General features: G+C 31.7%; 21 protein-coding genes and 5 tRNA genes. 18 read left to right on the top strand and 8 right to left on the bottom strand.

The genetic code is table 11. The features are described from left to right. Positions 1–3: 3 nt before the first annotated feature. Both B0A58_RS10900 and B0A58_RS10895 read right to left on the bottom strand, forming a co-directional pair. On the bottom strand, positions 4–1,461 hold the full coding sequence (locus B0A58_RS10900; RefSeq protein ID WP_089081083.1) for a phytoene desaturase family protein: 1,458 nt from the start codon (positions 1,459–1,461) through the stop codon (positions 4–6). Between the two features lie 54 nt (positions 1,462–1,515). Then, a complete protein-coding gene (locus B0A58_RS10895; RefSeq protein WP_089081082.1) occupies positions 1,516–2,412 on the bottom strand; it encodes a MerR family transcriptional regulator in 897 nt (298 codons plus the stop codon). Positions 2,413–2,539: 127 nt separating this feature from the next. Here B0A58_RS10895 and B0A58_RS10890 point away from each other — a divergent pair, with 127 nt between their 5' ends. Continuing rightward, positions 2,540–3,700, top strand: coding sequence for a lycopene cyclase family protein (locus tag B0A58_RS10890; RefSeq protein ID WP_089081081.1), 1,161 nt, complete (start codon positions 2,540–2,542; stop codon positions 3,698–3,700). A 2-nt stretch (positions 3,701–3,702) separates the two neighbouring features. Here the strand turns inward: B0A58_RS10890 and B0A58_RS10885 are convergent, their stop codons facing one another. The 3 genes from B0A58_RS10885 to B0A58_RS10875 all read right to left on the bottom strand — a co-directional run bounded on the left by B0A58_RS10885 (position 3,703) and on the right by B0A58_RS10875 (position 6,728). Continuing rightward, the gene (locus B0A58_RS10885) at positions 3,703–4,713 is read right to left on the bottom strand and encodes a 3-oxoacyl-ACP synthase III family protein (RefSeq protein WP_089081080.1); all 1,011 of its coding nucleotides are present in this window, start codon (positions 4,711–4,713) and stop codon (positions 3,703–3,705) included. 77 nt (positions 4,714–4,790) lie between these two features. Further along, positions 4,791–5,723: an ABC transporter ATP-binding protein gene (locus B0A58_RS10880; RefSeq protein WP_089081079.1), complete on the bottom strand. Its 933-nt coding sequence runs from the start codon at positions 5,721–5,723 to the stop codon at positions 4,791–4,793. Positions 5,724–5,786: 63 nt separating this feature from the next. Beyond that, entirely contained in the window at positions 5,787–6,728 is a 942-nt protein-coding gene (locus B0A58_RS10875) for an FKBP-type peptidyl-prolyl cis-trans isomerase (RefSeq protein ID WP_089081078.1), read from the bottom strand. Positions 6,729–6,809: 81 nt separating this feature from the next. On the opposite strand from B0A58_RS10875, the gene B0A58_RS10870 reads away from it, so the two are divergent. From B0A58_RS10870 to B0A58_RS10855, 4 genes are all read left to right on the top strand, one after another. Next, positions 6,810–7,193, top strand: coding sequence for an RNA-binding S4 domain-containing protein (locus B0A58_RS10870; protein WP_014084619.1), 384 nt, complete (start codon positions 6,810–6,812; stop codon positions 7,191–7,193). Between the two features lie 102 nt (positions 7,194–7,295). Continuing rightward, positions 7,296–8,903, top strand: coding sequence for an HsdM family class I SAM-dependent methyltransferase (locus tag B0A58_RS10865; RefSeq protein ID WP_089081077.1), 1,608 nt, complete (start codon positions 7,296–7,298; stop codon positions 8,901–8,903). Continuing rightward, positions 8,894–9,661, top strand: a complete 768-nt coding sequence (locus tag B0A58_RS10860) for a HincII family type II restriction endonuclease (protein WP_089081076.1) — start codon at positions 8,894–8,896, stop codon at positions 9,659–9,661. Before B0A58_RS10865 ends, B0A58_RS10860 begins: the two co-directional genes overlap by 10 nt. Before the next feature lie 73 nt (positions 9,662–9,734). Continuing rightward, positions 9,735–10,232 (top strand): phosphoribosyltransferase family protein, encoded by a 498-nt coding sequence (locus B0A58_RS10855; protein WP_014084616.1) that lies wholly within the window; start codon positions 9,735–9,737, stop codon positions 10,230–10,232. On the opposite strand, the gene B0A58_RS10850 is transcribed toward B0A58_RS10855, so the two are convergent. Continuing rightward, positions 10,224–10,742, bottom strand: a complete 519-nt coding sequence (locus B0A58_RS10850) for a shikimate kinase (RefSeq protein WP_089081075.1) — start codon at positions 10,740–10,742, stop codon at positions 10,224–10,226. The genes B0A58_RS10855 and B0A58_RS10850 overlap by 9 nt on opposite strands. Positions 10,743–10,868: 126 nt before the next feature. Between B0A58_RS10850 and B0A58_RS10845 the strand changes: the two genes are divergently transcribed. From B0A58_RS10845 to B0A58_RS10825, 5 genes are all read left to right on the top strand, one after another. Further along, positions 10,869–10,941: transfer RNA gene (locus B0A58_RS10845), tRNA-Lys, on the top strand. A gap of 25 nt (positions 10,942–10,966) precedes the next feature. Further along, positions 10,967–11,042: transfer RNA gene (locus B0A58_RS10840), tRNA-Lys, on the top strand. Positions 11,043–11,075: 33 nt separating this feature from the next. Next, positions 11,076–11,158 (top strand) — tRNA-Leu (locus tag B0A58_RS10835). Positions 11,159–11,531: 373 nt separating this feature from the next. After that, entirely contained in the window at positions 11,532–12,833 is a 1,302-nt protein-coding gene (gene rimO / locus B0A58_RS10830; RefSeq protein WP_089081074.1) for a 30S ribosomal protein S12 methylthiotransferase RimO, read from the top strand. 70 nt (positions 12,834–12,903) lie between these two features. After that, complete coding sequence (locus B0A58_RS10825) at positions 12,904–13,371, top strand: hypothetical protein (RefSeq protein ID WP_089081073.1); 468 nt, start codon at positions 12,904–12,906, stop codon at positions 13,369–13,371. Between the two features lie 74 nt (positions 13,372–13,445). Here the strand turns inward: B0A58_RS10825 and B0A58_RS10820 are convergent, their stop codons facing one another. Together B0A58_RS10820 and B0A58_RS10815 are read right to left on the bottom strand one after the other, a co-directional pair. Then, complete coding sequence (locus B0A58_RS10820; RefSeq protein ID WP_089081072.1) at positions 13,446–14,987, bottom strand: OmpP1/FadL family transporter; 1,542 nt, start codon at positions 14,985–14,987, stop codon at positions 13,446–13,448. A 340-nt stretch (positions 14,988–15,327) separates the two neighbouring features. Beyond that, positions 15,328–16,383, bottom strand: a complete 1,056-nt coding sequence (locus B0A58_RS10815; protein ID WP_089081071.1) for a hypothetical protein — start codon at positions 16,381–16,383, stop codon at positions 15,328–15,330. Positions 16,384–16,483: 100 nt separating this feature from the next. Here B0A58_RS10815 and proS point away from each other — a divergent pair, with 100 nt between their 5' ends. The 8 genes from proS to B0A58_RS10775 all read left to right on the top strand — a co-directional run bounded on the left by proS (position 16,484) and on the right by B0A58_RS10775 (position 26,526). Next, the gene (proS, locus tag B0A58_RS10810) at positions 16,484–17,962 is read left to right on the top strand and encodes a proline--tRNA ligase (protein ID WP_089081070.1); all 1,479 of its coding nucleotides are present in this window, start codon (positions 16,484–16,486) and stop codon (positions 17,960–17,962) included. A 356-nt stretch (positions 17,963–18,318) separates the two neighbouring features. Beyond that, positions 18,319–18,393 (top strand) — tRNA-Glu (locus B0A58_RS10805). 32 nt (positions 18,394–18,425) lie between these two features. Then, positions 18,426–18,497 (top strand) — tRNA-Glu (locus B0A58_RS10800). A 35-nt stretch (positions 18,498–18,532) separates the two neighbouring features. Then, entirely contained in the window at positions 18,533–18,784 is a 252-nt protein-coding gene (gene rpsT, locus B0A58_RS10795; RefSeq protein ID WP_014084609.1) for a 30S ribosomal protein S20, read from the top strand. A gap of 400 nt (positions 18,785–19,184) precedes the next feature. Beyond that, entirely contained in the window at positions 19,185–20,981 is a 1,797-nt protein-coding gene (gene typA, locus B0A58_RS10790; RefSeq protein ID WP_014084608.1) for a translational GTPase TypA, read from the top strand. Positions 20,982–21,060: 79 nt separating this feature from the next. After that, positions 21,061–22,821 (top strand): ATP-binding protein, encoded by a 1,761-nt coding sequence (locus B0A58_RS10785; RefSeq protein WP_089081069.1) that lies wholly within the window; start codon positions 21,061–21,063, stop codon positions 22,819–22,821. 185 nt (positions 22,822–23,006) lie between these two features. Continuing rightward, the gene (locus B0A58_RS10780; RefSeq protein ID WP_089081068.1) at positions 23,007–24,785 is read left to right on the top strand and encodes a response regulator; all 1,779 of its coding nucleotides are present in this window, start codon (positions 23,007–23,009) and stop codon (positions 24,783–24,785) included. Between the two features lie 553 nt (positions 24,786–25,338). Beyond that, positions 25,339–26,526, top strand: coding sequence for an ATP-binding protein (locus B0A58_RS10775; RefSeq protein ID WP_243389483.1), 1,188 nt, complete (start codon positions 25,339–25,341; stop codon positions 26,524–26,526). The last annotated feature ends 434 nt before the right edge of the window (positions 26,527–26,960 follow it).

Here is a 26,960-nt window from a genome sequence, read left to right as displayed (position 1 = left end):
TAGTTAAATATGCTTGTTGATCAATGCAGCAGCTAGTTTACCTGATATCAATGCTGGTGGCACTCCTGGCCCTGGAACGGTTAATTGTCCTGCAAAATACAAATGTTTTATTTTTTTACTCTTTATTTTGGGTCTCAAAAAAGCAGTTTGTAATAAGGTATTTGCCATACCATAAGCGTTGCCTTTGTAAGAATTGTAATCGTTTATAAAATCATTTTTACAATACGATTTTTTAAACACGATGCTGTCTTTAATACTTTGTTGTGTAATTTTTTCAAATCTCGACATGATAATATCAAAATATTTGTCGTGCAATTCAGGACTATCAATAATTCCAGGTGCTAATGGAATAAGAAAAAAACCCGTTTCCATTCCATCTGGAGCCGCAGTTTTATCTGTTTTTGATGGAAAGTTTGCATAAAACAAAGGCTCTTTTGGCCAATTGGGGTTGTCATAAATGTCTTGAGCATGAGCTTCAAAATCAACATCAAAAAACAAAGCGTGATGCGTAATGTTTATTTTTTTATTAAACCCAACATAAAACAGTAATGAACTTGGAGCAAAAACCCTACTATTCCAATAGCGTTCAGAATAAGCTCTTTCGGACTCCTCCAACAAAGTTTCGGTGTGGTGGTAGTCTGCACCACTCAAAACAACATCTGCATAGTGTTTTATTCCATTAACAATCAAGCCTTTAGCAGTTTTGTTTTCTACAATTATTTTGGAAACGTTGGCATTCGTTTTTATAGAAACCCCCAACTCTAATGCCAGTTTTTGTAAGGCCATCACTACATCAAACATCCCTGTTTTAGGGTGCCAAGTACCCAATCCAAAATCTGCATAATTCATAAAGTTATAAAACGATGGGGTGTCTGCTGGTTTTGCTCCCAAAAATAGCACTGGAAATTCTAAAATTTGAGCTAATTTTTTGTTTTTAAAATTTTTTCGCACATCATTTTTTATATTACCAAAAAACTGCCCCAGTTTGGGTATTGTTTTACTCGATATCAATTCTAAAGGAGAAACACCAGGTTGGTACACCAAATCTTTTATTGCAATGTCATAATTTGATTTTGCTTTGTCTATAAATTCTTGTAATTTTGAAGCACTCCCTTTTTCGATGGTTTCAAATTTTTCTTTTATTTTTGATAATTCATCTTCAATAGTTATTGCATCATTTATACCAAAATAAACGTTATAAGCGGGTGATAATTTTATAAGTTCATAATAATCGGATGTTTTTTTACCAAAATCATTGAAAAATCGTTCAAAAACATCGGGCATCCAATACCAACTTGGCCCCATATCAAATGTGAATCCTTCAGCTTTTAGTTGCCTGGCACGACCGCCTATACTGTCGTTTTTTTCAAAAATGCTTACATCATGTCCAGCTTTTGCTAAATAACAAGCTGCAGATAATGATGCAAATCCAGATCCAATAATATGTATTGTTTTTTTCATGGTTTAAAATTGTTTAACAAAAATACAAAAAATTTAAACAAAACAAAATTATAACTACACATTTTCAGTTAAATCTTTTAAACTTTCAAATATTTTGATATAATTCGTGTCATTTTCTAGATTGATATGGGCTGCTAGTCTTCCAAATATCCAAAAACTAGTGTTTGTATCTAAAATATTTGTTCTGATTTCTTCTACATAACTATCTAATTGGTCTCTTTGCGGTTGAATGGTGAAATGCGATATAAATACAATTTCGTCATAATATTTTTTCATTTCCTTTAAATTTTCTACAGGAATGCTTTCACCTAAGTATATCGTTCGATAGCCTTTTGAAAGTAATTCATAATTGATAAACATCAATCCTAATTCGTGAATTTCATTTTCTGGTAAAAATAGAATATACACTTTGGTATCAGGAAGTGCATTCACAATTTGAAGTTTTTCTGTTTCTACTAATAGTTTTTGTTTAATCAAATAAGAAATAAAATGCTCATGTGCGGGTGTTATGGTATTGGATTGCCATAAATATCCAATTTCTTCTAATAATAAAATAAATATTTCAAAAAAAACTTCTTTAAAAGATTTATTAGATAGTAAATTTTGATAAGTTTGAAGAAACAATTGCTGATCAAAATTCATCATCGATAATTTGAAATCGTTGATTGCATGATTTTTTTTGCTTTTTTCAGTAATAATTTGATTGACTATTTTTGGAATTTCCGTTTCTTGAATTTTTGCAATCCTAGATATTTTGTATCCATAATTGTGCAATAATGTAATGTTTAATAATTTTTGCAAATTTTCTGTATCATAATATCTAATATTACTATCAGTTCTCATGGGTTCTAAAATATTATATCTTTTTTCCCATATTCTTATCGTGTGTGCTTTGATGCCAGATATATTTTCTAAATCTTTGATACTGAATTGATTTTTAATATTGTTCATCGTTCGTTTGTTTTTGTTAAACAAATGTATCAAATTGTTTTTACTAAACCATGTTTTTTAATTTTATTTTTCATTATTTTGTATCCGGATGAATTTTTTCTAACGTTATTTACTTTTTTTTTAGACTATGAAATACGATTATATTTTTGTGGGTTTTGGTTTGTCATCAATGTTAGTATTATTTGAAATGTCTAAAAATAAATTTTTTTTTAACAAAAAAATTCTAATCATCGAGCCACAGTCTAAAACTGAAAAAGACCGCACTTGGTGTTATTGGGAAACTTCAAATGGGGCTTGGGATTTTTTATTGAAAAACAAATGGGAATCTGCATGGTTCCATTCGGGTGAAATACAATTGAATATATTAAAGACAGACGTTGTTTATAAAATGATTGAGTCTGATGATTTATATGCTTTTGTCAAGAATATTATTAAAATAAATCTTCAAACGGAGTGGGTATCCTCGTCCGTTACATCAATTTCTGATACTAAAAACGAGGTTATAGTTCAAACGGATGCCTCCATGTATCGTGCCTCAAAAGTATTTAATGCAGTAATTTTTGATAATTGTTTTAAAAATAATAAGCAATATCCCTTAATTAACCAGCATTTTTTGGGGTGGTTTGTAGCAATAGATGATAAATATAGGGCATCTATGCCAGCTATATTTATGGATTTTAATGTGATGCAACACCACAACACTCGGTTTATGTATGTTTTGCCTTGTACTAATAACCAAGTTTTGATTGAATACACTCTTTTTTCTAAAAATTTACTTCAAGATTCTGAATATGAATCAGAAATTAAACAATATTTGAATAGTAAGAAAATATTTGATTACACAATTCAAAGAAAAGAAAAAGGCTGTATCCCAATGACGGCTTATCCTTTTTGGAAACACAATACAGAAAATATTTTAAATATTGGAACTGCTGGTGGATGGACAAAAGCCAGTACGGGTTTTACTTTTTCTAATTCTCGAAAAAAAGCTTTACAAGTTGTAACGTTTTTACAAAAAAAACAAAATCTCGATTTCAAAATTTTTCATTCGACATCGAGATATTATTTTTATGATCAAATTTTAATTGAAGTTTTAAGCAACTCTAATCATTTGGGTAAGTTAATATTTACTAAAATGTTTACCAAATCGGATGCTGCTTCTATTCTTCGTTTTCTTGATGAATCCTCTACTTTTTGGGAAGAGCTTCAAATTATTTGGGCATGTCCTAAATGGCCTTTTATAAAAGCTTTTTTTAAAGTTTTATTTAAAAATTTTAAAAAAATATAATTTTACCACTTGATTATAGCACTAGCCCATGTGAATCCACTGCCAAAAGCGGCTAGTACAACAGTATCGCCTTCTTTTATTTTGCCTAATTCCCAAGCTTCTGTTAATGCAATTGGAATAGACGCTGCTGTAGTGTTGCCATATTTTTGAATATTGTTAAACACTTGACTGTCTGAAAGATTGAATTTTTTTTGTATAAATTGTGATATCCTCAAATTGGCTTGATGGGGAATGAGCATGTCTATATCTGAAATTTGTAAATTATTTGCAATGAGTCCTTCGTGAATGACTTCGCTAAAACGAGACACGGCATGTTTAAATACAAATTGCCCATTCATATACGGAAAATAACTTTCGTCATCTGGATTTTGATCGGCAATGATGTCGGTAACCCATCTGCCTCCCATACCAGGTGCTAAAACGGCCAATTCTTTGGCATGTTCGCCCTCAGAATGTAGGTGTGTAGAAAGCACTCCTTTGGTCAAATCTGTTTCTCGGCTTATAATAGCAGCTCCAGCACCATCGCCAAAAATTACAGAAACACCTCTACCTCTTGTGGTCATATCTAATCCTACCGACTGTAATTCTGAACCAACAATCAATATATTCTTATACATACCTGTTTTGATATATTGGTCTGCAATAGACAAGGCATATACAAATCCAGAGCATTGATTGCGAATATCTAAGGCTCCAATGGTGTTTAAACCTAACTCTTTTTGTAAGCTAACTCCTGGGCCTGGAAAATAATAATCTGGCGAAATGGTTGCAAATACTATAAAATCTATTGCATCTTTATCAATTCCTGCTCTTTCAATGGCTATTTTTGCTGCCTTTACCCCCATAGAAGTGGTGGTTTCGCCACTGCCTTTTACAACATGCCTACGTTCTTGAATGCCGGTTCTTTCTTGAATCCAAGCATCATTTGTGTCTATTATTTTAGATAAATCGTCATTGGTTACAATATTTTCGGGTACAAAGTAGCCCAATCCTGATATTTTTGAGTGATACATTTTCGAGTTTTTTTAAAATTATGTATCAAAAATAATCAATTTTAGATAATGATGTTGATTTAGTTCTCAAAAAAGTGTTATTTATTTTTCAAATAAACCATTTGATGCAAATCGAGGGGCGTTTTGTTTTCAAAAAATAATATTCCGCCTTCAAAAGTGGCTTCTATTACATAGTGATTGCCTTTAAAATAAACATTCTCTACCTGTACTTTTAATTTTGAAAAAGGCACAACTTCCAATTCATGAGGATAAAACCAAGTTTTGTGAGCCGTTTCAAAATAAGTTGTTGGTATTTCTGATACTTCATGAAATAATCCTGCTACATAATTTGAATTGGGTTGATGATAAATATTCATTGGGGTATCCAATCGAATTGACTGACCATTTTCCAAAATCATAACCAAATTGGAGTAGGGGAGTACATCGTTTGTATCGTGAGTGGCCATGATACAGGTGATTTTTTGGGCTTCCAAAAAAGTAAAAAGCTTTCTGCGAAGCGTATTTTTTTTAAAATTGTCTATATGACTAAAGGGTTCGTCTAATAGTAATAACTCTGGTTTTTGTGCCAAAACCCTTGCCAATGCGACTCTTTGCATTTGTCCGCCACTCAAATATTGCACTTTTTGATGAGCAAATTCTGTAAGTTCTACAACGTCGAGCAGGGCTTGAATCCTTTTTTGTTTTTTTATAGGATTCATGTTAGATAAAAATGCACCTACGTTTTCTGAAACAGTAATATAAGGCATCAAGTCAAAATCTTGGGCCAAATATTTTAAATATTCTTCGCCTGGCAATAACTTGAATTTAGGCCCCAAAATGGGTTTGTTTTTCCACATTATTTGTCCACTGTCCAAATCGTATAGTCCATAAATGAGTTTCAAAAGGGTACTTTTTCCAGAGCCACTGGCTCCAATTACAGACAAAACAGCCCCTTTAGACAATTCGATATTGATGTTTTCGAGTGTTAATGTATCTTGATACGAAAAATATAGGTTTTCTATTTTTAACATAAAAAAATGATTTTTTGATGAAAAAAAAACCGTTTTACTATATGAAAACGGTTTTTTTAAATTTTAGTTTTGACAAGCAGTACTTACATGAATTTTTTTATTGTCTGATGGACATAAAGGGATGGCATCAAAGTTGTAAGGTTGTCCGTTTAATGGATTTTTGATTTCAAATTTGGTTTGAACCCGGTCATTATCGTCATCAATATCATAAGCATTTGGGATATAATCACCGTCTGTATCATCAATATTGGTAACTCCAGAATTCAAATAATAAATATAATTATCATTGTTCAAATCTTCTCTCCATGATGGCACTCCATCAAAATCTTGGTCATTTCGTTTGATTTCATACAATTTGAAACTAAATATTAAGGTAGAATAACTTGGTATAGAGCCTGTAGAATTGTTATAATAGGCTAATGCCGAGGGTACAAACATAACACCTGCTCCAAAATTGTTATACGAAATAGTTCCATCGGCATTGGCGGTGTAGGTTCCTGTTTTGAATTGTGGAAATATTTCGGACCAACCTCTAATAACTTGGTCTAAATTCAAGTAGGATTGTGGAGCATTATTGGAATCAAAAACCGTACCCAAATCGCCAGTGGCTACTTCAACATCGTCCATCAATCGTCCTTTGTATGCGGCTAAAACCCCATCTAAATTGCAAGGTCTTGTGCCAGTACCTTGTTGAAATTCAATGTAGTATATGGTATAATTGACACTATTTTCTGTATAAATCCTTTCTTTTATATTAGCATTGTGTGTAGTACCAGCACCCCAAATGGATTCTGTGGGTACTGTAGTTTTGTCGAATTTGACATCAAAATTAGCATCCACAGTCATTTTATGGGTTTTCAAAAATGTTTCAATTGTGGTTTTATCCGCTGTATATTGTTCGGTATAATCTCTTAAAACTTCTGGCTCTGGTGTGTCTGTTTTGTTGCAACTTACTGAAAATAAAGTAATTAGAGAGATAAAAAATATTTTTTGCAAATTTTTCATTTTTTTGTTTTGTTTAAGGCGTGCAAGATACAATATTCGTTTATTTTTGTAAACAATTTTAACGTAGATTTTAGAAAAAATATGAGAATCGACAAATTTTTATGGTGTGTTCGGTATTACAAAACCCGAAATATGGTTACAGAGGCCTGTAAAAAAAATCATATTACAGTAAACGGACAAGTTGCAAAACCATCAAAAGAGGTTTTTCCAACGGATGTGATTACTTTTAGAAAAGATCAAATTACACAAAAAATTACAGTTTTGGATATTCCCGATAACAGAGTTGCAGCTAAATTAGTGGATATTTACCGCCGAAATGATACTGACCCTGCGGTGTACCAGCATTTGGAACTGCTCAAATTGTCTAAAGAACACTACAGAAAAACAGGTGAAGGACGACCAACCAAAAAGGACAGAAGGGATATTGAAGATTATGGAATGGAAAATGATCAAAATGCAGACTAGTAATTTACATTAATACAGTCCAAAGTGTAGTGCCAAAACATAGTTTAGGAATTACAAACAAACAACAAAAAATGTATCTTTGTCCAATATCAATTTGTAGGAATGGAAATAACAACTAAACAAAGTAAAAAAAATAAATTTGGTCAATACTTTACCCCAAAAGTAGTGGCTGAGTTTATGATTGAATTGGCAACTATTCAGTATGATTCAAAAATTTTGGAACCCTCATGTGGCGAAGGTGTTTTTTTAGAAATATTAAAGCAAAATGGTTTTCAAAATATAATGGCTTATGAAATAGACACAGATTTAGCAAATCAATTTGATTGTGTAAAATATGAAAGTTTTGTTACTGCTTCTATCAATCAAAAATTTGATTTAATTATTGGAAATCCACCATATATACGATGGAAAAATCTTGAAAATGAATTAAAAAAAGAGCTTTCAACACATCCAATTTGGAATAAATATTTTAACTCACTTTGTGATTATCTTTATATTTTTATTCTTAAATCTATTGAATTATTAAATGAAAACGGTCAATTAATTTTTATTTGTCCAGAATATTGGATGAATACAACACATTCGCTTTCATTGCGAAATTACATGGTACAAAATGGTTATTTTGAAACAATTTACCACTTTAATGAAACACCCATTTTTGACAAAGTTACGGTTTCGATAATTATATTTAAGTTTGTGAAAAGCAAACAAAAAAAAGAAAAAATTGATGTTTCAAAATTTTATGCTAATCAAAAATTGACAATTGAAACCTTATTTAATCTAAAAAATAAAATTGCATGTAAAGATGCTGAATTTTTAAGTGTTTCGCAATTTCAATACAATGAAAGATGGCTTTTACAATCAGACGAAATAAGAAAAGAGCTAAAAATATTAGAAAAGAATTGTTTCAAGAAGAATCAAAATAATGTTTTGAATTTGTTTGAAGACCACAAACAACAATTTCATACTATTGGTGATTTTTGTGATATTGGTAATGGCTTAGTTAGTGGTTTGGACAAGGCATTTCAAGTTAATGGTCATGCTTTAAATGAAAATGAACAGGCTGCAACAATCAATGTGGTTAAAGCAAAAGATTTGAATCCTTTCGTAATAGACAACATGACCAAATACATTTATATTAACGAAGGCTTAGAAGAAGAAAATTTTAAAGAAAATTATCCAAATTTTTATAATCATTTTCAAAAATACAAATCGGATTTAGACAAAAGATACCAATACAATAGAAAAATTAATTATTGGGAATGGGTTTTCTTGAGAAATTTTAATCTTTTCAAAAAAAATGAAAAACGTATTTTTGTACCCTGCAAAGAACGAATTTCAAATAAAAATTATTTTCGTTTTGCATTGGTAGATGAAAGTGTTTTTCCAACACAAGATGTAACAGCACTGTTTAGAAAACCAATCACAAAAGAAAGTATCGAATATATTTTAGCATATTTGAACCATCCAATTATTTTTGATTGGCTAAAATGTAATGGAATTGTAAAAGGAAATATAGTTGAGTTTTCAGAAAAACCAATTTCTAGCATCCCTTTTAGAGTGATTGATTGGGCAAATGAAAATGAAGTTGCATTACATGATTCCATTTCTGAACAAACCAAAAAGTATCTCAAAAATCAAGATAAATCTTATATTGAATCGATAAATGAATCATTTAACATATTATTTAATTTAACACAATGCACGTAAATTATCCCGAATTAATTAAAAATCTAAAGGGTGCATTTGTACCAAAACCACTTTCAGGAACTTTATCTGGTCATGCCGCAGGTGAGCCTTTTGATAAACATGTTTATAGTGAAATAAAAAAACAATTACCCAATTGTACCTTTAGACAATACGAATATTTAAACGATTTATATACTCAAAATTCAGATGTCATAGGTTATGAAGCAAGAGAAAAATTGTTTAAATCACCTTCTGTACACTTTTTATTAGCAAGAGGGAAAGATGTTACAAATAAATGGAGTAGTGAAAATCCATTTGATGAAAAACAAAATGATACTGCAGATATTTTAGTTGTAAAAGATAATTTCTATGAAATTATTGATATAAAAACTCGTAATTTATCAAAATCAGCTCAGCCACCTAACATAATTTCTGCTTTCAAATTAGCCCAAGTTTGTAGTAAAATGATTGACAACAAAGAATATGATAAATTTACTATCAACTATTTTGAGATTGATTGGGAATTAAATATAGAAAAATTAGTTTGCAAGGACGCTCATTTTGCAAGTTTAATTAGATGCAACCCAAGTAATTTATATATCAATTGGGCTGCGGCTATGCAATTACAATTCCATATTTGCGATTTAGACCAAGAATTTAAAGGAAACCTAGAGGAATGGGCAGTGGCTTATTTAAAACATTTTGTAGCACAAGCTAAAAAACGTGCAAGTGATATGATTACCAAGTTTGTCATACCTTTTGAAAAACACATCAATTAGTACAGTTTTTATTTATAAAAAATACTAACAGTACTTTTAATAATAGACTTAAAAACAATAAAAAAATACCCTTATGACTAAAAAAATCATTTTGACCCCTCTTGAAATTGAGCATAAAATTAGAAGAATTGCCTATCAAATATATGAAACATTTGTAGATGAACAAGAAATTGTAATAGCTGGAATAGCCGATAACGGCTATATTTTTGCCGAAAAAATAGCTTTACATTTGATGAAAATAACTCCTTTGAAAGTAGTTTTATGCAAAGTATTCATCAATAAAGAAGCCCCTCGATTGCCAATTACAACATCAATTCCAGCCTCCGACTATCAAAACAAAGGGGTTGTTTTAGTGGACGATGTGTTACACTCTGGAACGGCACTGATATATGGCGTAAAACATTTTTTAGATGTGCCTCTTTCTAAATTCAAAACGGCCGTTTTGGTAGATAGAAACCACAAAAAATATCCTGTAAAAGTCGATTTTAAAGGCATTTCGCTTTCAACCTCTATGCTAGAACATGTTTGTGTAGAATTTTCAGACAACAACAGCTGTGCTTATTTAAGCTAACAATAACAGGATTTCCTGAACGATTTGTTCGGGCGTTTTTTGATTGACGCTAACAATGTGTTGCGATTTTCTATAAAATTCATTTCGTTCAAACAAATGTTTGGCTATAAATGACGACATCTCTTCGTCAGATAACGGAGCTAAAATGGGTCTTTTGGCTTTTTGAGTTTGAAGTCGTTCGAACAATGTTGCAACAGATGCTTCTAAATAAATGGACTGTATTTTTGGATTTTCGAGCCAATGGTAGTTGTCATAATAGCACGGTGTGCCACCGCCCAAACTCAGCACCATATCGTTAGCATTTTGCATCAATTCATTCAATATTTGGTGTTCTATTTTTCTAAAATAAATTTCACCTTGTGTTTCAAAGATGTTTTTGATGCTTTTATTTTCGTGATTTTCAATAACATCGTCTAAATCCAAGTAATGAAGGTGCAACATTTTTGACAATAATTGACCAATATGTGATTTGCCAGAGCCCATGTAGCCTACTAATACAATTTTTTTCATGATATTAAAATGTTATAAATTAAGACATTAAGTCCAATTGTAAAAAAAATGCAAATTTAATACAAAAAAGCTTTGCATTATCAATTTAATGTTTGTATATTTGCACCCGCATTGAAGAAATGAAACGACTTGATAGCTCAGTTGGTAGAGCACATCACTTTTAATGATGGGGTCCTGGGTTCGAGCCCCAGTCAGGTCACTTTTTTTTCATACATTCAAGCATCGACTTGATAGCTCAGTTGGTAGAGCACATCACTTTTAATGATGGGGTCCTGGGTTCGAGCCCCAGTCAGGTCACCAAAAGCGTTCGCACTGCGGATGCTTTTTTTATTGGGCCACGTGGAGAAACGGTAGACTTGCCATCTTGAGGGGGTGGTGCTCGTAAGGGCGTGTGGGTTCAAATCCCACCGTGGTCACTATTTTTGTTAAATTCTAACATACAATATCAAATAAAACTACTTGATTTTTGGACGTTCACCAAGGGTCGGACTGCCCGTTTCAAACAACGTTTATTGAACTCCATACGAAATATAATATTGTGGAATAATCTTTTTTGCCATATTTAGAAACTATATTCGTGCAATACAACACCACTTTTGGGGGATGGGGGGCTTCTAAAAGATTTACACTGCTATCCCTAATGCAAAATCCGTGTCCCAAACAAACACCAACAGCCAAAATAAAATCCATTTTTTTAGCATTTTATAAATCAAAATGACATTCAATCCTAAATTAATGTATTTTTGCAAAAAAATAATCCAAATTTTTATCCAAACTAAAAACATTTAGATGAGAACAAAATCTATCAAAAACAACATAATAAACGTCATTACGCTGGGATGTTCTAAAAATGTATATGACAGCGAAGTATTGATGGGACAATTAAAAGCAAGCGGTAAAGCCGTAGTGCATGAACAAGAGGGGAATATTGTTGTTATTAATACTTGTGGATTTATTGATAATGCAAAAGCAGAATCGGTGAATATGATTTTAGAATATGCCGACAAAAAAGAAAGAGGTTTGATAGATAAAGTTTTTGTAACAGGTTGCTTGTCTGAACGTTATAAACCCGATTTGGAAAAAGAAATCCCAAACGTGGACCAGTTTTTTGGCACCACAGAGTTGCCCAGTTTATTAAAAGCCCTAGGTGCCGATTATAAACACGAACTTTTGGGCGAACGACTCACCACCACACCCAAAAATTATGCCTATTTGAAAATTGCCGAAGGGTGCGACCGCCCTTGTAGCTTTTGTGCCATACCACTTATGCGTGGCAAACACGTGTCGCAACCAATCGAAAAGCTTGTCAAAGAAGCCGAAGGTTTGGCTCAAAAAGGGGTAAAAGAACTCATTTTGATTGCTCAAGATTTAACCTATTACGGTTTAGACATTTACAAAAAAAGAAATTTAGCCCAATTGCTTGAAGCACTTGTTCAAGTAGATGGTATAGAATGGATTAGGTTGCATTATGCTTATCCTTCGGGGTTCCCAATGGATGTTTTGGAGGTTATGCGTCGTGAACCTAAAATTTGCAATTATATAGATATTCCGTTGCAACACGTGTCCGACAATATTTTGAAATCGATGAGGCGTGGCACCACACAAGAAAAAACCACCCAGTTAATTCAAGATTTTAGAAAAATGGTACCCGGTATTGCCATCAGAACCACCCTTATTGTTGGCTATCCTGGCGAAACACAAGCCGATTTTGATGCTCTAAAAGATTTTGTTCAAGAAATGAAATTCGACAGATTGGGTTGTTTTGCCTATTCTCACGAAGAAAACACACATGCTTACCTGTTAGAAGACGATGTGCCTGCAGCCACCAAACAACAACGTGCCAACGAAATCATGGAACTCCAATCGCAAATTTCGTGGGATTTGAATCAAGAAAAAATTGGCAAGACTTACAAATGTGTTATCGACAGGAAAGAAGGCAACTATTTTGTGGGCAGAACAGCGTTTGACAGCCCCGATGTAGATAACGAAGTATTGATAGACGCCACAACAACTTATTTAAAAACGGGTTCGTTTGTGGATGTTCAAATTACAGAGGCTACCGAATTTGATTTATATGGAACAGTTGGTTAAAAAAAAGGCAAACTATTGTATATATTAATTAAAATGTAGAAATTTGATTTTAATTTTTAAAATAAAAAAAATGAAAATAAGATATAAAATAATGGTACTAGGGCTATTTTTTGCAAGTATGCAAGCAACAGCTCAATATGGTGGCGGCTATGGCGGTGGCAACCAAGGTTATGGCGGCGGTATGAACAGAATGGGAAGCGGCGGCATGCAACAAGGCCGAACACCCGAAAAGCCTAAAGAAATTCCTGCCGAAGAAACAGCAGCCCAAATTATTGAAAAACTAAAACCCGAACTCAACCTCGACGAATTGCAAAGCATTGCAATTGCTAATATTTTAACCTCGAGTATCAAAGCTCAAGGTGTTATTTTGAAAAAAGAAGCATCTGACGAAGATAAAACAAACGACATCAAAGCCCTTTCGGATACTACAGACAGAAAAATTATGGAAATGCTCAACAAAGAGCAAAAAGAAAAATACACTTTATTGAAAGACAATCCCGAAAAACTTAGAAATAATAAAAAGAAAAAGAAAGTTTAATCCTTTAATAAACACCTAAAAAAAAGCCCCAAATTGTAATAATTTGGGGCTTTTTTTTAGGTACAAAATACCATTTACAACTCAAACGACATAGTTACCGTAATGTTGTTTTGAATCGATTTCAGCAAGGCACTGTCTGTAAAACCTGTCGAAAAATATTGCAACTTACCAGTTCTTTCGCTATGGGCAAACGACAAATCAAGTTTTGTACCACCCCAATTGTATCCAAATCCTGCCGAATATCCTTTCAAATCGCCAAGCGTTGTTTTGTCTTTATAAGGGCTTTGCTCTGTTCGATAGCCTCCTCGCAAACTCCATTTGTTTATTTTATATTCGCCCCCAATTCGCAACTCACTCGTTTGATTCAGTACCAAATGGGAATAATTATTAATGTCCGAAAATTGATCTTTTGGACCAAATTGTACCGCACTATAATCTTTTATAGCATAATCCAAACTCAACAATCCTTTTTTATGAAACACATAAGCCAAACTTCCTGTCCATTTTCCAGCGGTTTTCAAAGTATATGGATCATAAATATTTGTAACCCTTGGGTTGGTTACATCTGGATTTAGCTCCCCCACATTATCAGACGATACTGCTGTTAAACTTTGCGTAAACTCGTCATTTAAATGAAACCACGTGGGCGACTCATAAGCAAGTCCAGCCCTAAATTCGTTGGTAATTTTACCCAAAACACCCATTTGAAACGAAAACCCATTGCCATACGTGTACAATTCATTTTCAAAAATCATGCGTCTCACCCGAATATCAGTTGTATTAGGATTGCTATTTTGTTCAAAAAAAGTTGTTTTTTGTCTAAAATCCGTAAAGTGCGAGTTCAAATTCAAACCAATATACAACCTGTCTTTGTAAGAGGCTGCAGCATTAAACGACAATTTTCCGTTGTATCCCTTGGCACTCAAAGTGTTTTCCTGATAATAATTACCTCCTGGTCGAACAAGCGAAATATACTTTCTATTGGTAGCATCATTATAGTCGGCCGCAGGGTCTATCACATAAGAATTGTAGCCCAAAAAGGCTTGCTGGGCACCAAACCCAAGATTCGACCCCAAATAACTGTACAAACTTGCCACCGTTTCATTCGTTTGCAATGTCAAATCATTAGTAGAAATAGAACCCTGATTGGCATAAGTCAAAAAATAATTACCAAGCGAATGGGTCGGATTGGTACCCGCCGTAAATATTTTGTTGCTCAAATTGGCCGCATTTTCATAATTAATAGCCACAGAAAATTTAGTCCATTCACTTTTTTTATCCCAATTCTTAAACACAAAAACCGCCCCAGCTTGATTAATATCCAAAGCATTATGGTTCGATTTTGCGGCTTTTCCAAAATAAGTAGCCTCTGTATTTGTATTAAAACTAGATATAGAACCCGCCGCCTGATTATTTGAAAATACCGCCGATCCAGCAGGATTTACACTAATAGCAGACAAGTCGCCACCCAATGCCCCAAAAGCACCACTCATTGCTCTAAAACGGGCCGTCCCGTTCAAATTGTCCAACGACAACCGAAGGGCATCCGTAGTTTCCTGTGCCTGACTATTGGAAATAAATCCTCCAATAAGCAATAAAGAAATATATTTTTTCATTTGATTGAATTAAAATTAATAAGAAAAATTTTAAAAAATGGTTCCTCGTAAGTACACAATAATATGCAACATAAATTAATGTAACTCCTGCAATATGTTGCCAATTCTTTGGGCGTGCCCCTCGTAAAAACTTCGGGTCGGGCTATCCGTTTCAAACAACGTTCATTGAATACCAAAAGAAATATAAAATTGTGAAATAATCTTTTTTGCTACAAAAAGAGTGGCAAAAAAGGATTTCCACTACTATCCCTCACGCAAAACACTCCTGCAAACAACTACCCTTTTGCTCAAAAAGATAATGGCTTAAATATTTTTATAAGAACCATCAATAGTAGATTGGTTATCTTCTTCCGCCGCCGCCGCCGCTCGATCTGCCGCCGCCACCGCCACCGCCATTATTACTAGGCGTATAACTTCTTGGTGCAGAGTCAGCACGTGTTGGGTTATAATTTGTAGATGGTTCAGATGGAGTATATGTTCGAGGAGTATAAGTTGGCCTTGGTGTACCCTCATTGGTATTCGGGTTGGTTCTTGGCTGATAACCTCTTGGCTGATTGGTAGTTTCAGATGTTTGTCTTGGCTGATAACTTCTAGGTGCAGCATCTGTTCTTGGCAAATAATTTCTCGGATTGGCCATACTGCCTCGTGGGGCTATAGTATTGCCATAACTATCGTTTTGAACACCACTTCTTGGCGATTGATATGTATCTGTCGTTCTATTTCTGCCTCCATTGCTATAATTCGAGTTGCCATAAAGCCCTCCTCCCAAATTTCCTGCAGCACCTCGTCTGTTGCCATGATTGTAGCTATAACCATAGCCATTATTATGATAACTTCCATAATAGTTATTGTAGTAATTACCATAGTAGCCATATCCATAATAGGGGTTATAATAAGCATATGGATAGTTCCAACCCCAATTCCATCCATGCCAGTTGTTATACATTCCATAGCCATAATATGGAGAGTAGCCATAATAATAGGGATTCCAACCATAGTAGGTATTAAAACCCCAACTGTTGTAACCCAATCCCCATCCGCTACCATAGTAAGTAATGTTTACGGTACTAGGATTACTTCCCCAGCTAGAATAACTTGGTGTTGCCGTTTGGGTAGTATTTGATGTGGTTGTTGCCGAAGCATTTGGTGTCGAAGTATAAGTATCGGCAGTTGTTGTAGCCAAACCACTTTCTTGTTGTAAATTATAAAAATAATCTTGATATTTTGAATTGTTTTCTGTACGTACAACTGGCTTTTGCGATTCATTGCCATATATGCCATCATGATCATAATAAGTACTATTTTGATAAGTACCACAAGACGTTATTATCACAGAAATCAATCCAAATAGTGTATAAATAACCGATTTTTTGCTGGAAAAGTAATTTGTTTTCATATCCTTTAAATTTTTGTTGTTGGACAATACAAAAATAGTTAGTTTTGTCGAACTATTATGTTAAAATTAGTTAAACAATTTTTATGCCAAACTTAACAATATGAGCAAGAATTTAACAAAAAGAAATGAAGATTATTCAAAATGGTATAACGAGCTGGTTGTCAAGGCAGATTTGGCAGAAAATTCAGGGGTTCGTGGCTGTATGGTTATCAAACCGTATGGTTATGCCATTTGGGAAAAAATGCAAGCCGAACTCGATAGCATGTTCAAAGAAACAGGCCATAGCAACGCATATTTTCCGTTGTTTGTACCCAAAAGTATGTTTGAAGCCGAGGAGAAAAATGCTGAAGGTTTTGCCAAGGAATGTGCCATTGTTACCCACTATCGATTAAAAACCGACGAAAACCGTCCTGGAAAATTAATGGTAGATCCAAATGCCAAACTCGAAGAAGAACTCATTGTTAGACCAACTAGCGAAGCCATCATTTGGAGTACCTACAAAGGTTGGGTGCAATCCTACCGTGATTTACCTTTATTAATAAACCAATGGGCCAATGTCGTACGATGGGAAATGAGAACCCGTTTGTTTTTAAGAACCGCCGAGTTTTTATGGCAAGAAGGGCATACCGCACACGCTACCCGACAAGAAGCCGTAGAAGAAGCCGAACAAATGATGAACGTTTATGCTGATTTTGTCGAAAATTTTATGGCAATTCCAGTAATTAAAGGGTTGAAAACCGAAACAGAACGTTTTGCAGGAGCCGAAGAAACCTATTGTATCGAAGCTTTAATGCAAGACGGAAAAGCATTGCAAGCGGGTACTTCGCATTTTTTAGGACAAAATTTTGCCAAAGCTTTTGATGTAAAATTTGCTAACGCAGCCGGCTCACAAGAATATGTATGGGGAACATCGTGGGGTGTTTCAACACGTTTGATGGGGGCCTTAGTTATGACCCATTCAGACGATAATGGATTGGTTTTACCTCCAAATTTAGCTCCAATTCAAGTGGTTATTGTACCAATTTATAAAAATGACGAACAATTAGAAAACATCACTCAAGAGGCCAACCAACTGATTGATGCCTTGAAAAAATTGAAAATCGCCGTTAAATATGATAATAGAACCACTCAAAAACCAGGTTTCAAGTTTGCAGAATGGGAGTTAAAAGGCGTTCCTGTGCGAGTAGCAGTAGGGCCAAAAGACATTGAAAACGGTACTTTTGAAGTGGCTCGTCGAGATACTTTAACTAAAGAAGTAGTGGCAAAAAACAACATCACTTCATACATTGAACAATTGTTGGAGCAAATTCAAAAAGAGATGTTTAACAAAGCCTTTGAGTATAGAAATAATCATATTACCGAAGTAAATTCGTTTGAAGAATTTAAAGAGGTTTTGGAAAACAAAACAGGTTTTGTTGCAGCTCACTGGGACGGAACTGCCGAAACAGAAGAAAAAATTAAGGAACTAACCAAAGCTACTATCAGATGCATTCCATTAGATAGGGTAGAGGAGCAAGGGCAATGTATGTTTACAGGCAAACCTTCAAATGGAAGGGTTTTGTTTGCAAAAGCATATTAAATATAAAAAAAGGTGCTAGTTTAATAACAAAATAATGTTTGTTTTAACCAACCTGAATTGTGTTAGTCATTTTTTATATCATGTAAAAATACCACATTTTGACCCAAAAAATACCGTCAAACAACTATTTTTTTATCATGATAAATGTGGTAATTGAAAACTAATCAATCGACTAATAATCAAATAATCAGTTTGAGAGCGAAAGATTATCAATTAGTAAAAATCACAATATCAGTTTGTTATAAAAAACGAAGTGCATTTTTAAAAACAAATGTCAAAAAAATATAAAAAAAACTAGTCTAACTATTGCATGAATAAAAAATAATTGTACCTTTGCAACCGCAATACAGAATAATGGCCCGTTCGTCTATCGGTTAGGACGCCAGGTTTTCATCCTGGTAAGAGGGGTTCGATTCCCCTACGGGCTACCAATTTTGTAAAGCAAATAAAAAAATAGCCCATTGGCCCGTTCGTCTATCGGTTAGGACGCCAGGTTTTCATCCTGGTAAGAGGGGTTCGATTCCCCTACGGGCTACAAAAAAAAATTATTAAAAGAAAAAAAACAAAAAAATGGCAAATCATAAGTCAGCTTTAAAAAGAATTAGAAGCAACGAAAAGAAAAGAGTATTAAACAGATACCAACATAAAACTACTCGTAATGCTATCAAAGCATTAAGATTGGCTACTGACAAATCTGAAGCAGCTGCTAAATTAGCATCTGTAATATCTATGATTGATAAATTAGCTAAGAAAAATATCATTCATGATAATAAAGCTTCTAACTTGAAGTCTAAATTAACCAAACATGTTTCAAAATTGTAATTCAACAATTTAGTATAAATTAAAAACGCTCCTTTATGGAGCGTTTTTTGTATCAATCTATTGAAAAAAACAATATCAAATGGATGTTGTTTATAAAGTTATAGCATAATTTTTTATAATTATTTGCTTTTTAAAAAATGTTGTTCAATATAAAAAGTGCTAATTATTTTTTTAATTAAAATGTTTTGTATTCCAATAAGCTTCTCTTTTTTGCAAAAAATGATTGCACAATACCTCCTTTTGCTAGGATCTATTAAGTTTTTATAAATATATTGATTTTCAACACATTAAATGAAATAGATGCAGCCATGTAATCTCAAAAATGTTCCAATTTAAAATAAAAAAAATTAATTTTTTATATTAAAATAAAGTGTACCTTTGCACCCATTAAAAATCACAGATGGAATCTATTAGAAACATTGCAATTATTGCCCACGTTGACCACGGTAAAACGACTTTGGTTGATAAAATTATGTACCACTGCCAATTATTTCGTGAAAACGAAAACACAGGCGACTTAATCCTTGACAACAATGATTTGGAACGTGAAAGAGGAATTACAATCACCTCAAAAAACGTTTCGGTAAATTATAAAGGAACCAAAATTAATATTATCGACACACCTGGTCACGCCGATTTTGGTGGAGAGGTAGAGCGTGTTTTAAACATGGCCGATGGTGTTTGTTTGTTAGTAGATGCCTTTGAAGGGCCAATGCCACAAACCCGTTTTGTGTTGCAAAAAGCCATAGACCTTGGTCTAAAACCATGTGTAGTAATCAATAAAGTAGATAAAGAAAATTGTACGCCAGAGGAAGTGCATGAAAAAGTATTCGACTTGATGTTTGAATTGGGTGCTACCGAAGAACAATTGGATTTTCCAACAGTTTATGGTTCGGCTAAAAACAACTGGATGTCAGACGATTGGAAAAACCAAACCGAAAACATCGAACCATTGTTAGATATGGTTATTGCCAATGTGCCTGCACCAAAAGTATCTGAAGGAACACCTCAAATGTTGATTACTTCTTTGGATTTTTCTTCTTTTACAGGTCGAATCGCTATTGGTCGATTGGAAAGAGGAGTTTTGACAGAAAGTATGCCTATTTCATTAGTGAAAAGAGATGGGAAAGTGATGAAATCCAGAATAAAAGAATTGCATACTTTTGAAGGTTTGGGTCGAAAAAAAGTAGCTCAAGTAATAGCAGGAGATATTTGTGCCATTGTGGGTGTCGAAGGTTTTGAAATTGGTGATACTATTGCCGATTTTGAAAACCCAGAAGCTTTGCAAACCATTGCCATCGATGAACCAACAATGAGTATGTTGTTTACAATCAACGATTCGCCTTTCTTTGGTAAAGAAGGAAAATTTGTAACCTCTCGTCATATCCGTGAAAGATTAACAAAAGAATTAGAGAAAAACTTAGCTATGAAGCTAGGTGAAACCGATTCGGCTGATAAATTCATGGTTTTTGGTCGTGGCGTTTTGCACTTATCTGTTCTTATTGAAACCATGAGAAGAGAAGGTTATGAATTGCAAATTGGTCAGCCACAAGTTATTATCAAAGAAATTGATGGTAAAAAATGTGAGCCAATTGAGGAATTAACCATTGATTTGCCAGAGAATCTTTCGGGTCGTGCTGTAGAATTTGTTTCTATTCGAAAAGGAGAAATGATATCTATGGAAGCCAAAGGAGAACGAATGATTGTAAAATTCAATATTCCATCTCGTGGAATTATCGGATTGCGTAACCAATTATTGACTGCAACAGCTGGAGAGGCTATTATGGCTCACCGTTATATTGGATACGAACCCTACAAAGGTGAAATTCCAGGAAGAAATAATGGGTCGTTAATTTCTATGGAAAACGGAAAAGCCATTCCGTATTCTATCGATAAATTACAAGATCGTGGTAAATTCTTTGTGAATCCAAATGATGAAATCTATGAAGGACAAGTAATTGGAGAAAACTCTCGTAGCGATGATATGTGTATCAATGTAACGAAAGCTAAGAAACAATCAAATGTTCGTTCTTCTGGAAATGATGAAAAAGCGAGAATTATTCCACCAATTATTTTCTCACTTGAAGAAGCATTAGAATACATCCAAAAAGATGAATATGTTGAGGTTACACCAAAAAGTATTCGTTTGAGAAAAATATATTTAACTGAAAATGATAGAAAACGATTCAAGTTTTAATTTATTTTAAATGATAAAAAATGCTATACCTAAAAAGTATAGCATTTTTTTTTATATTTGTCTTTAGAAAAAAAAATATATGGACGACCATTCGTTTAAAAAAGAGTATGAAAGTATTATAAATGGATATTCAGACAAATTCATTTATCTACTTTTTGCATATATATTGTCAAGTATTATTATAATAATAGTAGATTTTATTTGTGGTCAATATTTAGGGGGTATAATATTAACCATTTTTTTGATACCTCCCATTTTTTTATTGTTTGTAAATTATTACAAAAGAAAGAATTTCGCCATCAGCATTAACCAAGTTTATCTTTTAATTTTTTGTTTGTATGCGTCTATAGTGATTATTGCAACCATTTATTTTAATAAACACCCATTTTTATATACCTATTTTCTTGTAATTTTATTTTTGATTGATTTTTTGAATTTTCAAAAGACAGCTATTTTTTTCTATGCTATTTTAGCCGCTACTGTTTTTTTGTTATGGAATTTTGAAGTTTTTGATTTTTCAGAATATTCAGAAAAAGTTGTAAAATACTATATTACATGGAAGTATTTTCATATTATAATATTGTTTATTGCTGTTTGTATTATAAAATGGTCAAATTTTAAAATGTTTAGGGTGTTTTTGGTAGATTTAATGTTCAAAAATAAAGCATTAGAGTTATTTCAAGAATATCAAAATAATATTCAAAAGGGAAAGGACACTTTTTTTTCTACCATTAGCCATGAAATGCGTACGCCATTGAACGCCTTAAAAGGTATTTCGGATTTGCTCATTTCAGAACAGCTAACAGTCGAAGAGATTACAGAATACCAACGTATTATGAACTATTCTGCAAATCATTTATTGAATTTGGTAAATGATGTTTTTGATTATACCAAAATCAATTTAGGTGAGTTTAGATTAGTTGAACAAAATTTGAATGTAGAAGAAAACATTAATTTTGCATTTAATATCAACAAAGATACCGCTCAAAATAAAGGTATAAGTTATGAATTGATAAAAGACACAGCTGTACCAAAATTGGTATTGTCAGATATTCAAAGGTTCAATCAAATATTGATGAATTTGATTTCTAATGCTATAAAATTTACAAACAAAGGAGGGGTTAAGGTTATATATGGAGGCAAATTTATCAAGGACAATACTGTATTTATGCTTAAAATAATGGTTCAGGATACAGGAATTGGCATAGATGAAGCTAATTTACCTTTAATTTTTGATAAATATTTTCAGGCAAAAAATAATTTAAACAGTAGTGGCATTGGTTTAGGATTATTTATAACTAAAAAAATAATCGAAATGATGAAAGGGCAAATTAATGTGCATAGTCAATTGAAAGAAGGAACTATTTTTGAAATGGAATTGCCTTTGAAAGTAGTAATAGAAAAAATAGAAGATGCAGCTACTCAATTGATAAATACAGGAAATAAATTAGAAAATTTACGTATTTTGATAGTTGAGGACAATAAAATTAACCAATTAGTTTTGCATAAATTGTTACAAAATAATATAAAAAATAGTAGCATTTTGATTGCAAATGATGGATTAGAAGCCATCGAAAAAATGGGGGTTCATTATTTTGATATAGTTTTAATGGATTTGATTATGCCAAATATGAATGGATTAGACACTTCAAAATGGATTAGGAATCATAAAAGTAGCTTGATTAATCAGTTGCCTATAATTGCTTTAACGGCCAATATATGGCGAAATGATTTAAAATCATGCTATGCGTCGGGTATTAACGATGTAATTACCAAACCCTATGAAATTAACGATATTATTAAAAAAATGGAAAAATTAACATTAAATACAAAAGAATAAATTAGATTTGTTCTTCCAAATCTAGTGTGATGCAAATTACGAATTGCGTAAATTAATCTAATATTTTAAGCAAAATAGTAACGATATAACATTTTTAAGTAGAATATTTTTTTTTTGCTACCTACATTTTATATAAACCAAAATTATAGTACTTATAGAAATTATTCTAAATAAAGTTTTAAAAAATGAAAAAAGAAATTACGTTTAAGAGTGAAATTGACAATATATTTAAACATTTTATTGCTTATTTTCCTACGAGTGTAGTTTTTTATGTGATAATTGCCATAATTGTTTCTGCAATTGATTATTATTTAGGGCTAAAGTTTGTTGCAAAAGTAAATTTAATTTGTGTAATTCCAACTTTATTTATTATATCTTATAGTTTAATTAAACATAGAAAATTAAAAATATCTATACTACAAGCTATATTTGTATTTTTTTTTATTTTTATCAATTTTACAGTGGTTGGAGTTTGTTATAACGTAACTTATCCATTTTTGAATGTATGGTTTTTATTGTTTTTTTTTATGGTAAAGCCCATTAATTTTCAAAAAAAAGCGGTTTATTTCTATATATTTATAATTATTACGGTTTACGCCATCAATACCTTTGAGTTTTTGAATTTTAATGATAGCATTCATGAAATCAATAAAAGCCCTGAATTGTTTAGAGATGTGAATATTTTATTTGTATTAATGTCAATTGTATATATTGAAACCATTAGCCGAAAAGTATTTGATAGACATATAGATGAAATATTAATTGAAAAAAACGAATTGGCCATTTACAAGTCCAATCAAATTAATATTCAACAAGTAAAAGACACTTTTTTTACCACAATTAGTCATGAAATGCGAACGCCGCTTAATGCAATTAAAGGGATTTCAGATTTATTAGTGTCAAAAAAATTAACTCAAAAAGAGATAGAAGATTATCAAAAAATAATGAATTATTCTTCAGATCATCTTTTGAATTTAGTAAATGATGTATTGGATTTTTCAAAAATTAATTTAGGCGAATTTAGTTTGTCACATGGTCAGTTTGATTTGGAAGACAACATTCATTTTGTTTTTAATACTAATAAAAATATTGCAAAAGACAAAAAATTAGATTATACATTAGAAAGAAAATCAGATTTGCCAAAATTTGTTGTGGGGGATGCCCAACGATTCAACCAAGTTTTGATGAACTTAATTTCAAATGCAATCAAGTTTACTAAAAAAGGGTTTGTTAATATAGTATATCAAGGATATTATGATCCAGAAATGCCTAAATGTTTTCGGCTCAATCTTACCATTACAGATTCTGGCATGGGAATTTCAGAATCTAATTTGGCCTTTATTTTTGACAAATATTTCCGTGCCAAAATAGCTCATTCTGAAAGTGGTATAGGTTTAGGAATGTTTATTACCAAGCAAATTGTGGATTTAATGGATGGATCTATTACCGTTGATAGTCAAGTTGGGATTGGAACCATATTTAAATTAGAAATCCCATTTGAATTTTTAGAGACTCATGATGAAGAAAATTGTATTGCTCAAATTGATTATGATTTTTTATCGAATTTAAACGTATTAATTGCAGAGGATAATAAAGTAAATCAAATTGTACTGAGTAAATTATTAAGTAACAATTTGAAAAACTGTAAAATAACAATTGTAGATAATGGCAAATTAGCTTTAGCAGAATTAGAAAAAAAACCATACGATATTGTTTTATTAGATATCATTATGCCCATCATGAATGGATTAGACGCTACAAAGTATATACGAACTATGGCAAACACAGACATACAAAATGTACCAATTATAGCAATAACAGCCAATGTTTGGGAAAATAATTTCAAAGAGTGTTATGATGTTGGTGTGAATGATGTCATTACAAAACCTTTTGAAATAGATGATGTTCTAGGCAAAATTAGTTATTTAATGAAACAAAAAGTATTTGTTAAAGATGAATTCTAATGCCTATAATAACGAAGTTCAAAAAATTGTTAAACTGTATATTATCCAGTTTAAAGAAATTTTGATGCTTTTTATTTTTGGTAACCTTGCATCGTCAATAATAAATATGATTTGCGGTGCCTATATTTTTGCATTTTTTAATATATTATTTATATTACCTTCTATAATTTTAATAATATATAGAAAAATCAACCAACTTCCCATTGCAAGTACTACAAATGACATCATATTAGTTATTTGTTGCTTGTTTCTTGATTTTTTTTGCGTTGCAATAATTTATGACAGGAAACATCCCTTTTTATTTTGGTGGTTTATTTTATTATTTTATAATTTAAATACAATCATTTTTCAAAAAAAAGCTATTAGCTTACATTTATTTATCATATTCACCATGTTTATGATTTATTATGCTCCTTTTTTAGATTTCTCTGAATATTGTGAACAGATACATTATTATTTTTTTTGGAAATTTTCTCATTTTGCGTTGATAGTATGTGCTATAATTTATTTAGAAACAATTAATAATAGGTTTTTTGAAAGAATTTTAGGAGGAATGTTAGTTAGAAATATTGAACTTGAAGATTATAAACAAAAACAAATTCATATTCAAAAAGTAAAAGACTATTTTTTTGCAACTATTAGCCATGAAATGAGAACACCTTTGAATGCCATTAAAGGTATATCTGATTTACTCATTTCGGACAAGCTTGTAAATAGTGAAGTAATTGAATATCAAACTATTATGAATTATTCCTCCAATCATCTTTTGAGTTTAATAAATGACGTTTTAGATTATTCCAAAATTAATCTTGGTGAGTTCAAATTGACTCAAAATACATTTAGTATTGAGGAAAATGTAGATTTTATTTTTAAGATCAATCAAAATATGATCAATCAAAAAAAATTAATGTATGAATTAATTAAAAAGTCGGATTTTCCTAAATATGTTTATGGCGACACCCAACGTTTCAATCAAGTTTTGATGAACATTATTTCTAATGCTATTAAATTTACAGAAAAAGGATCGGTTCAAGTTATTATGAATAAAGAAGTAATTGAAAAAAATAAAATCAATCTGATTATAGAAATTATTGATACCGGAATTGGTATTGCAAACGAAAATTTGAACGCAATTTTTGAAAAATACTACCAATCTAAAAATAATTTGAATAGTAATGGAATCGGATTGGGACTCTACATTACAAAGGAAATTATCGATCTAATGGGTGGTACTATTTCTGTTAAAAGCACATTAAATGAAGGAACTTGTTTTGTAATTCAAATTCCTTTTGTAATTGCTCAAATTCAATCAACTTCAAGTTATGTAAACGATGTAATAATCGAAAATTTGTCCAATTTAAAAATATTGATAGTTGAAGATAATAAAATCAATCAAAAAATACTTCAAAAATTATTGATAAATAATTTAAAAAAATGTACAATAATAATTGCTGAAAATGGAAAAAAAGCAATTGATTTGCTTATCGAAAATAAGTTTGATATTGTTTTGATGGATATATTAATGCCAATTATGAATGGTATCGAAGCCACAAAACAAATTAGAACATCTAAAGATGAAAATTTAAAAAAAATACCAATAATAGCACTAACAGCAAACACAATAGACCAAGATTTTTATACTTGCCAAAAAGTAGGTTTTGATGCGGTAATTACAAAACCGTATGAAATTCATGATGTAATTGTAAAAATGTATAGTTTAATTCAATTAACATCAAATTGAACATGGATATTTTTAAATTTTATATTTTAGTTCAAATATACTGTAAATAAAATAAAATATAATGCAAAAAAAAAGTAAATCATTTCATAAAGAAATAGAACAAATTGTTGCGATTTATATTAAACAGTTTACCCAAAATTTTGCATTATTTTTTTGGGGAAGTATCTATATAACCATAGTAAATTTAATTTGTGGTGCTTACATTTTTGCCTTTTTTACATTTACAGCTTTTTTACCTGCCTTAATTGTTTTCATAAAAAGTTATTTAACTCATAAAAAATTAATAATTACTATAAGAATAGCTTATATTATGATTTTTTCATTGTTATATGAGTTCTTTTTTGCAGGAATAATATATGATCATCAACATGAATTTCTCTTTTTTTGGTTTGCCATATTATTTTATAATATCAATATCAATGTCGTTTAGTTAA

Source organism: Flavobacterium branchiophilum NBRC 15030 = ATCC 35035, from assembly GCF_002217205.1.
Lineage (GTDB): Bacteria > Bacteroidota > Bacteroidia > Flavobacteriales > Flavobacteriaceae > Flavobacterium > Flavobacterium branchiophilum.
The sequence above is the reverse complement of the archived record's forward strand: the minus strand, read 5'-3'. Positions and strand labels throughout refer to the sequence as shown.

What these genes read in the sequence shown, in the direction of transcription:
- B0A58_RS10870 (WP_014084619.1), top strand. Translation starts at nt 6,810, where the DNA reads ATGAGAATCGACAAATTTTTATGGTGTGTTCGGTATTACAAAACCCGA.
- B0A58_RS10775 (WP_243389483.1), top strand. Translation starts at nt 25,339, where the DNA reads ATGTTAGTTAGAAATATTGAACTTGAAGATTATAAACAAAAACAAATT.
- B0A58_RS10865 (WP_089081077.1), top strand. Translation starts at nt 7,296, where the DNA reads ATGGAAATAACAACTAAACAAAGTAAAAAAAATAAATTTGGTCAATAC.
- proS (WP_089081070.1), top strand. Translation starts at nt 16,484, where the DNA reads ATGAGCAAGAATTTAACAAAAAGAAATGAAGATTATTCAAAATGGTAT.
- B0A58_RS10885 (WP_089081080.1), bottom strand. Translation starts at nt 4,713, where the DNA reads ATGTATCACTCAAAAATATCAGGATTGGGCTACTTTGTACCCGAAAAT.
- B0A58_RS10850 (WP_089081075.1), bottom strand. Translation starts at nt 10,742, where the DNA reads ATGAAAAAAATTGTATTAGTAGGCTACATGGGCTCTGGCAAATCACAT.
- B0A58_RS10820 (WP_089081072.1), bottom strand. Translation starts at nt 14,987, where the DNA reads ATGAAAAAATATATTTCTTTATTGCTTATTGGAGGATTTATTTCCAAT.
- B0A58_RS10855 (WP_014084616.1), top strand. Translation starts at nt 9,735, where the DNA reads ATGACTAAAAAAATCATTTTGACCCCTCTTGAAATTGAGCATAAAATT.
- typA (WP_014084608.1), top strand. Translation starts at nt 19,185, where the DNA reads ATGGAATCTATTAGAAACATTGCAATTATTGCCCACGTTGACCACGGT.
- rimO (WP_089081074.1), top strand. Translation starts at nt 11,532, where the DNA reads ATGAGAACAAAATCTATCAAAAACAACATAATAAACGTCATTACGCTG.
- B0A58_RS10860 (WP_089081076.1), top strand. Translation starts at nt 8,894, where the DNA reads ATGCACGTAAATTATCCCGAATTAATTAAAAATCTAAAGGGTGCATTT.
- B0A58_RS10900 (WP_089081083.1), bottom strand. Translation starts at nt 1,461, where the DNA reads ATGAAAAAAACAATACATATTATTGGATCTGGATTTGCATCATTATCT.
- B0A58_RS10780 (WP_089081068.1), top strand. Translation starts at nt 23,007, where the DNA reads ATGAAAAAAGAAATTACGTTTAAGAGTGAAATTGACAATATATTTAAA.
- B0A58_RS10825 (WP_089081073.1), top strand. Translation starts at nt 12,904, where the DNA reads ATGAAAATAAGATATAAAATAATGGTACTAGGGCTATTTTTTGCAAGT.
- B0A58_RS10815 (WP_089081071.1), bottom strand. Translation starts at nt 16,383, where the DNA reads ATGAAAACAAATTACTTTTCCAGCAAAAAATCGGTTATTTATACACTA.
- B0A58_RS10875 (WP_089081078.1), bottom strand. Translation starts at nt 6,728, where the DNA reads ATGAAAAATTTGCAAAAAATATTTTTTATCTCTCTAATTACTTTATTT.
- B0A58_RS10890 (WP_089081081.1), top strand. Translation starts at nt 2,540, where the DNA reads ATGAAATACGATTATATTTTTGTGGGTTTTGGTTTGTCATCAATGTTA.
- B0A58_RS10895 (WP_089081082.1), bottom strand. Translation starts at nt 2,412, where the DNA reads ATGAACAATATTAAAAATCAATTCAGTATCAAAGATTTAGAAAATATA.
- B0A58_RS10785 (WP_089081069.1), top strand. Translation starts at nt 21,061, where the DNA reads ATGGACGACCATTCGTTTAAAAAAGAGTATGAAAGTATTATAAATGGA.
- B0A58_RS10880 (WP_089081079.1), bottom strand. Translation starts at nt 5,723, where the DNA reads ATGTTAAAAATAGAAAACCTATATTTTTCGTATCAAGATACATTAACA.
- rpsT (WP_014084609.1), top strand. Translation starts at nt 18,533, where the DNA reads ATGGCAAATCATAAGTCAGCTTTAAAAAGAATTAGAAGCAACGAAAAG.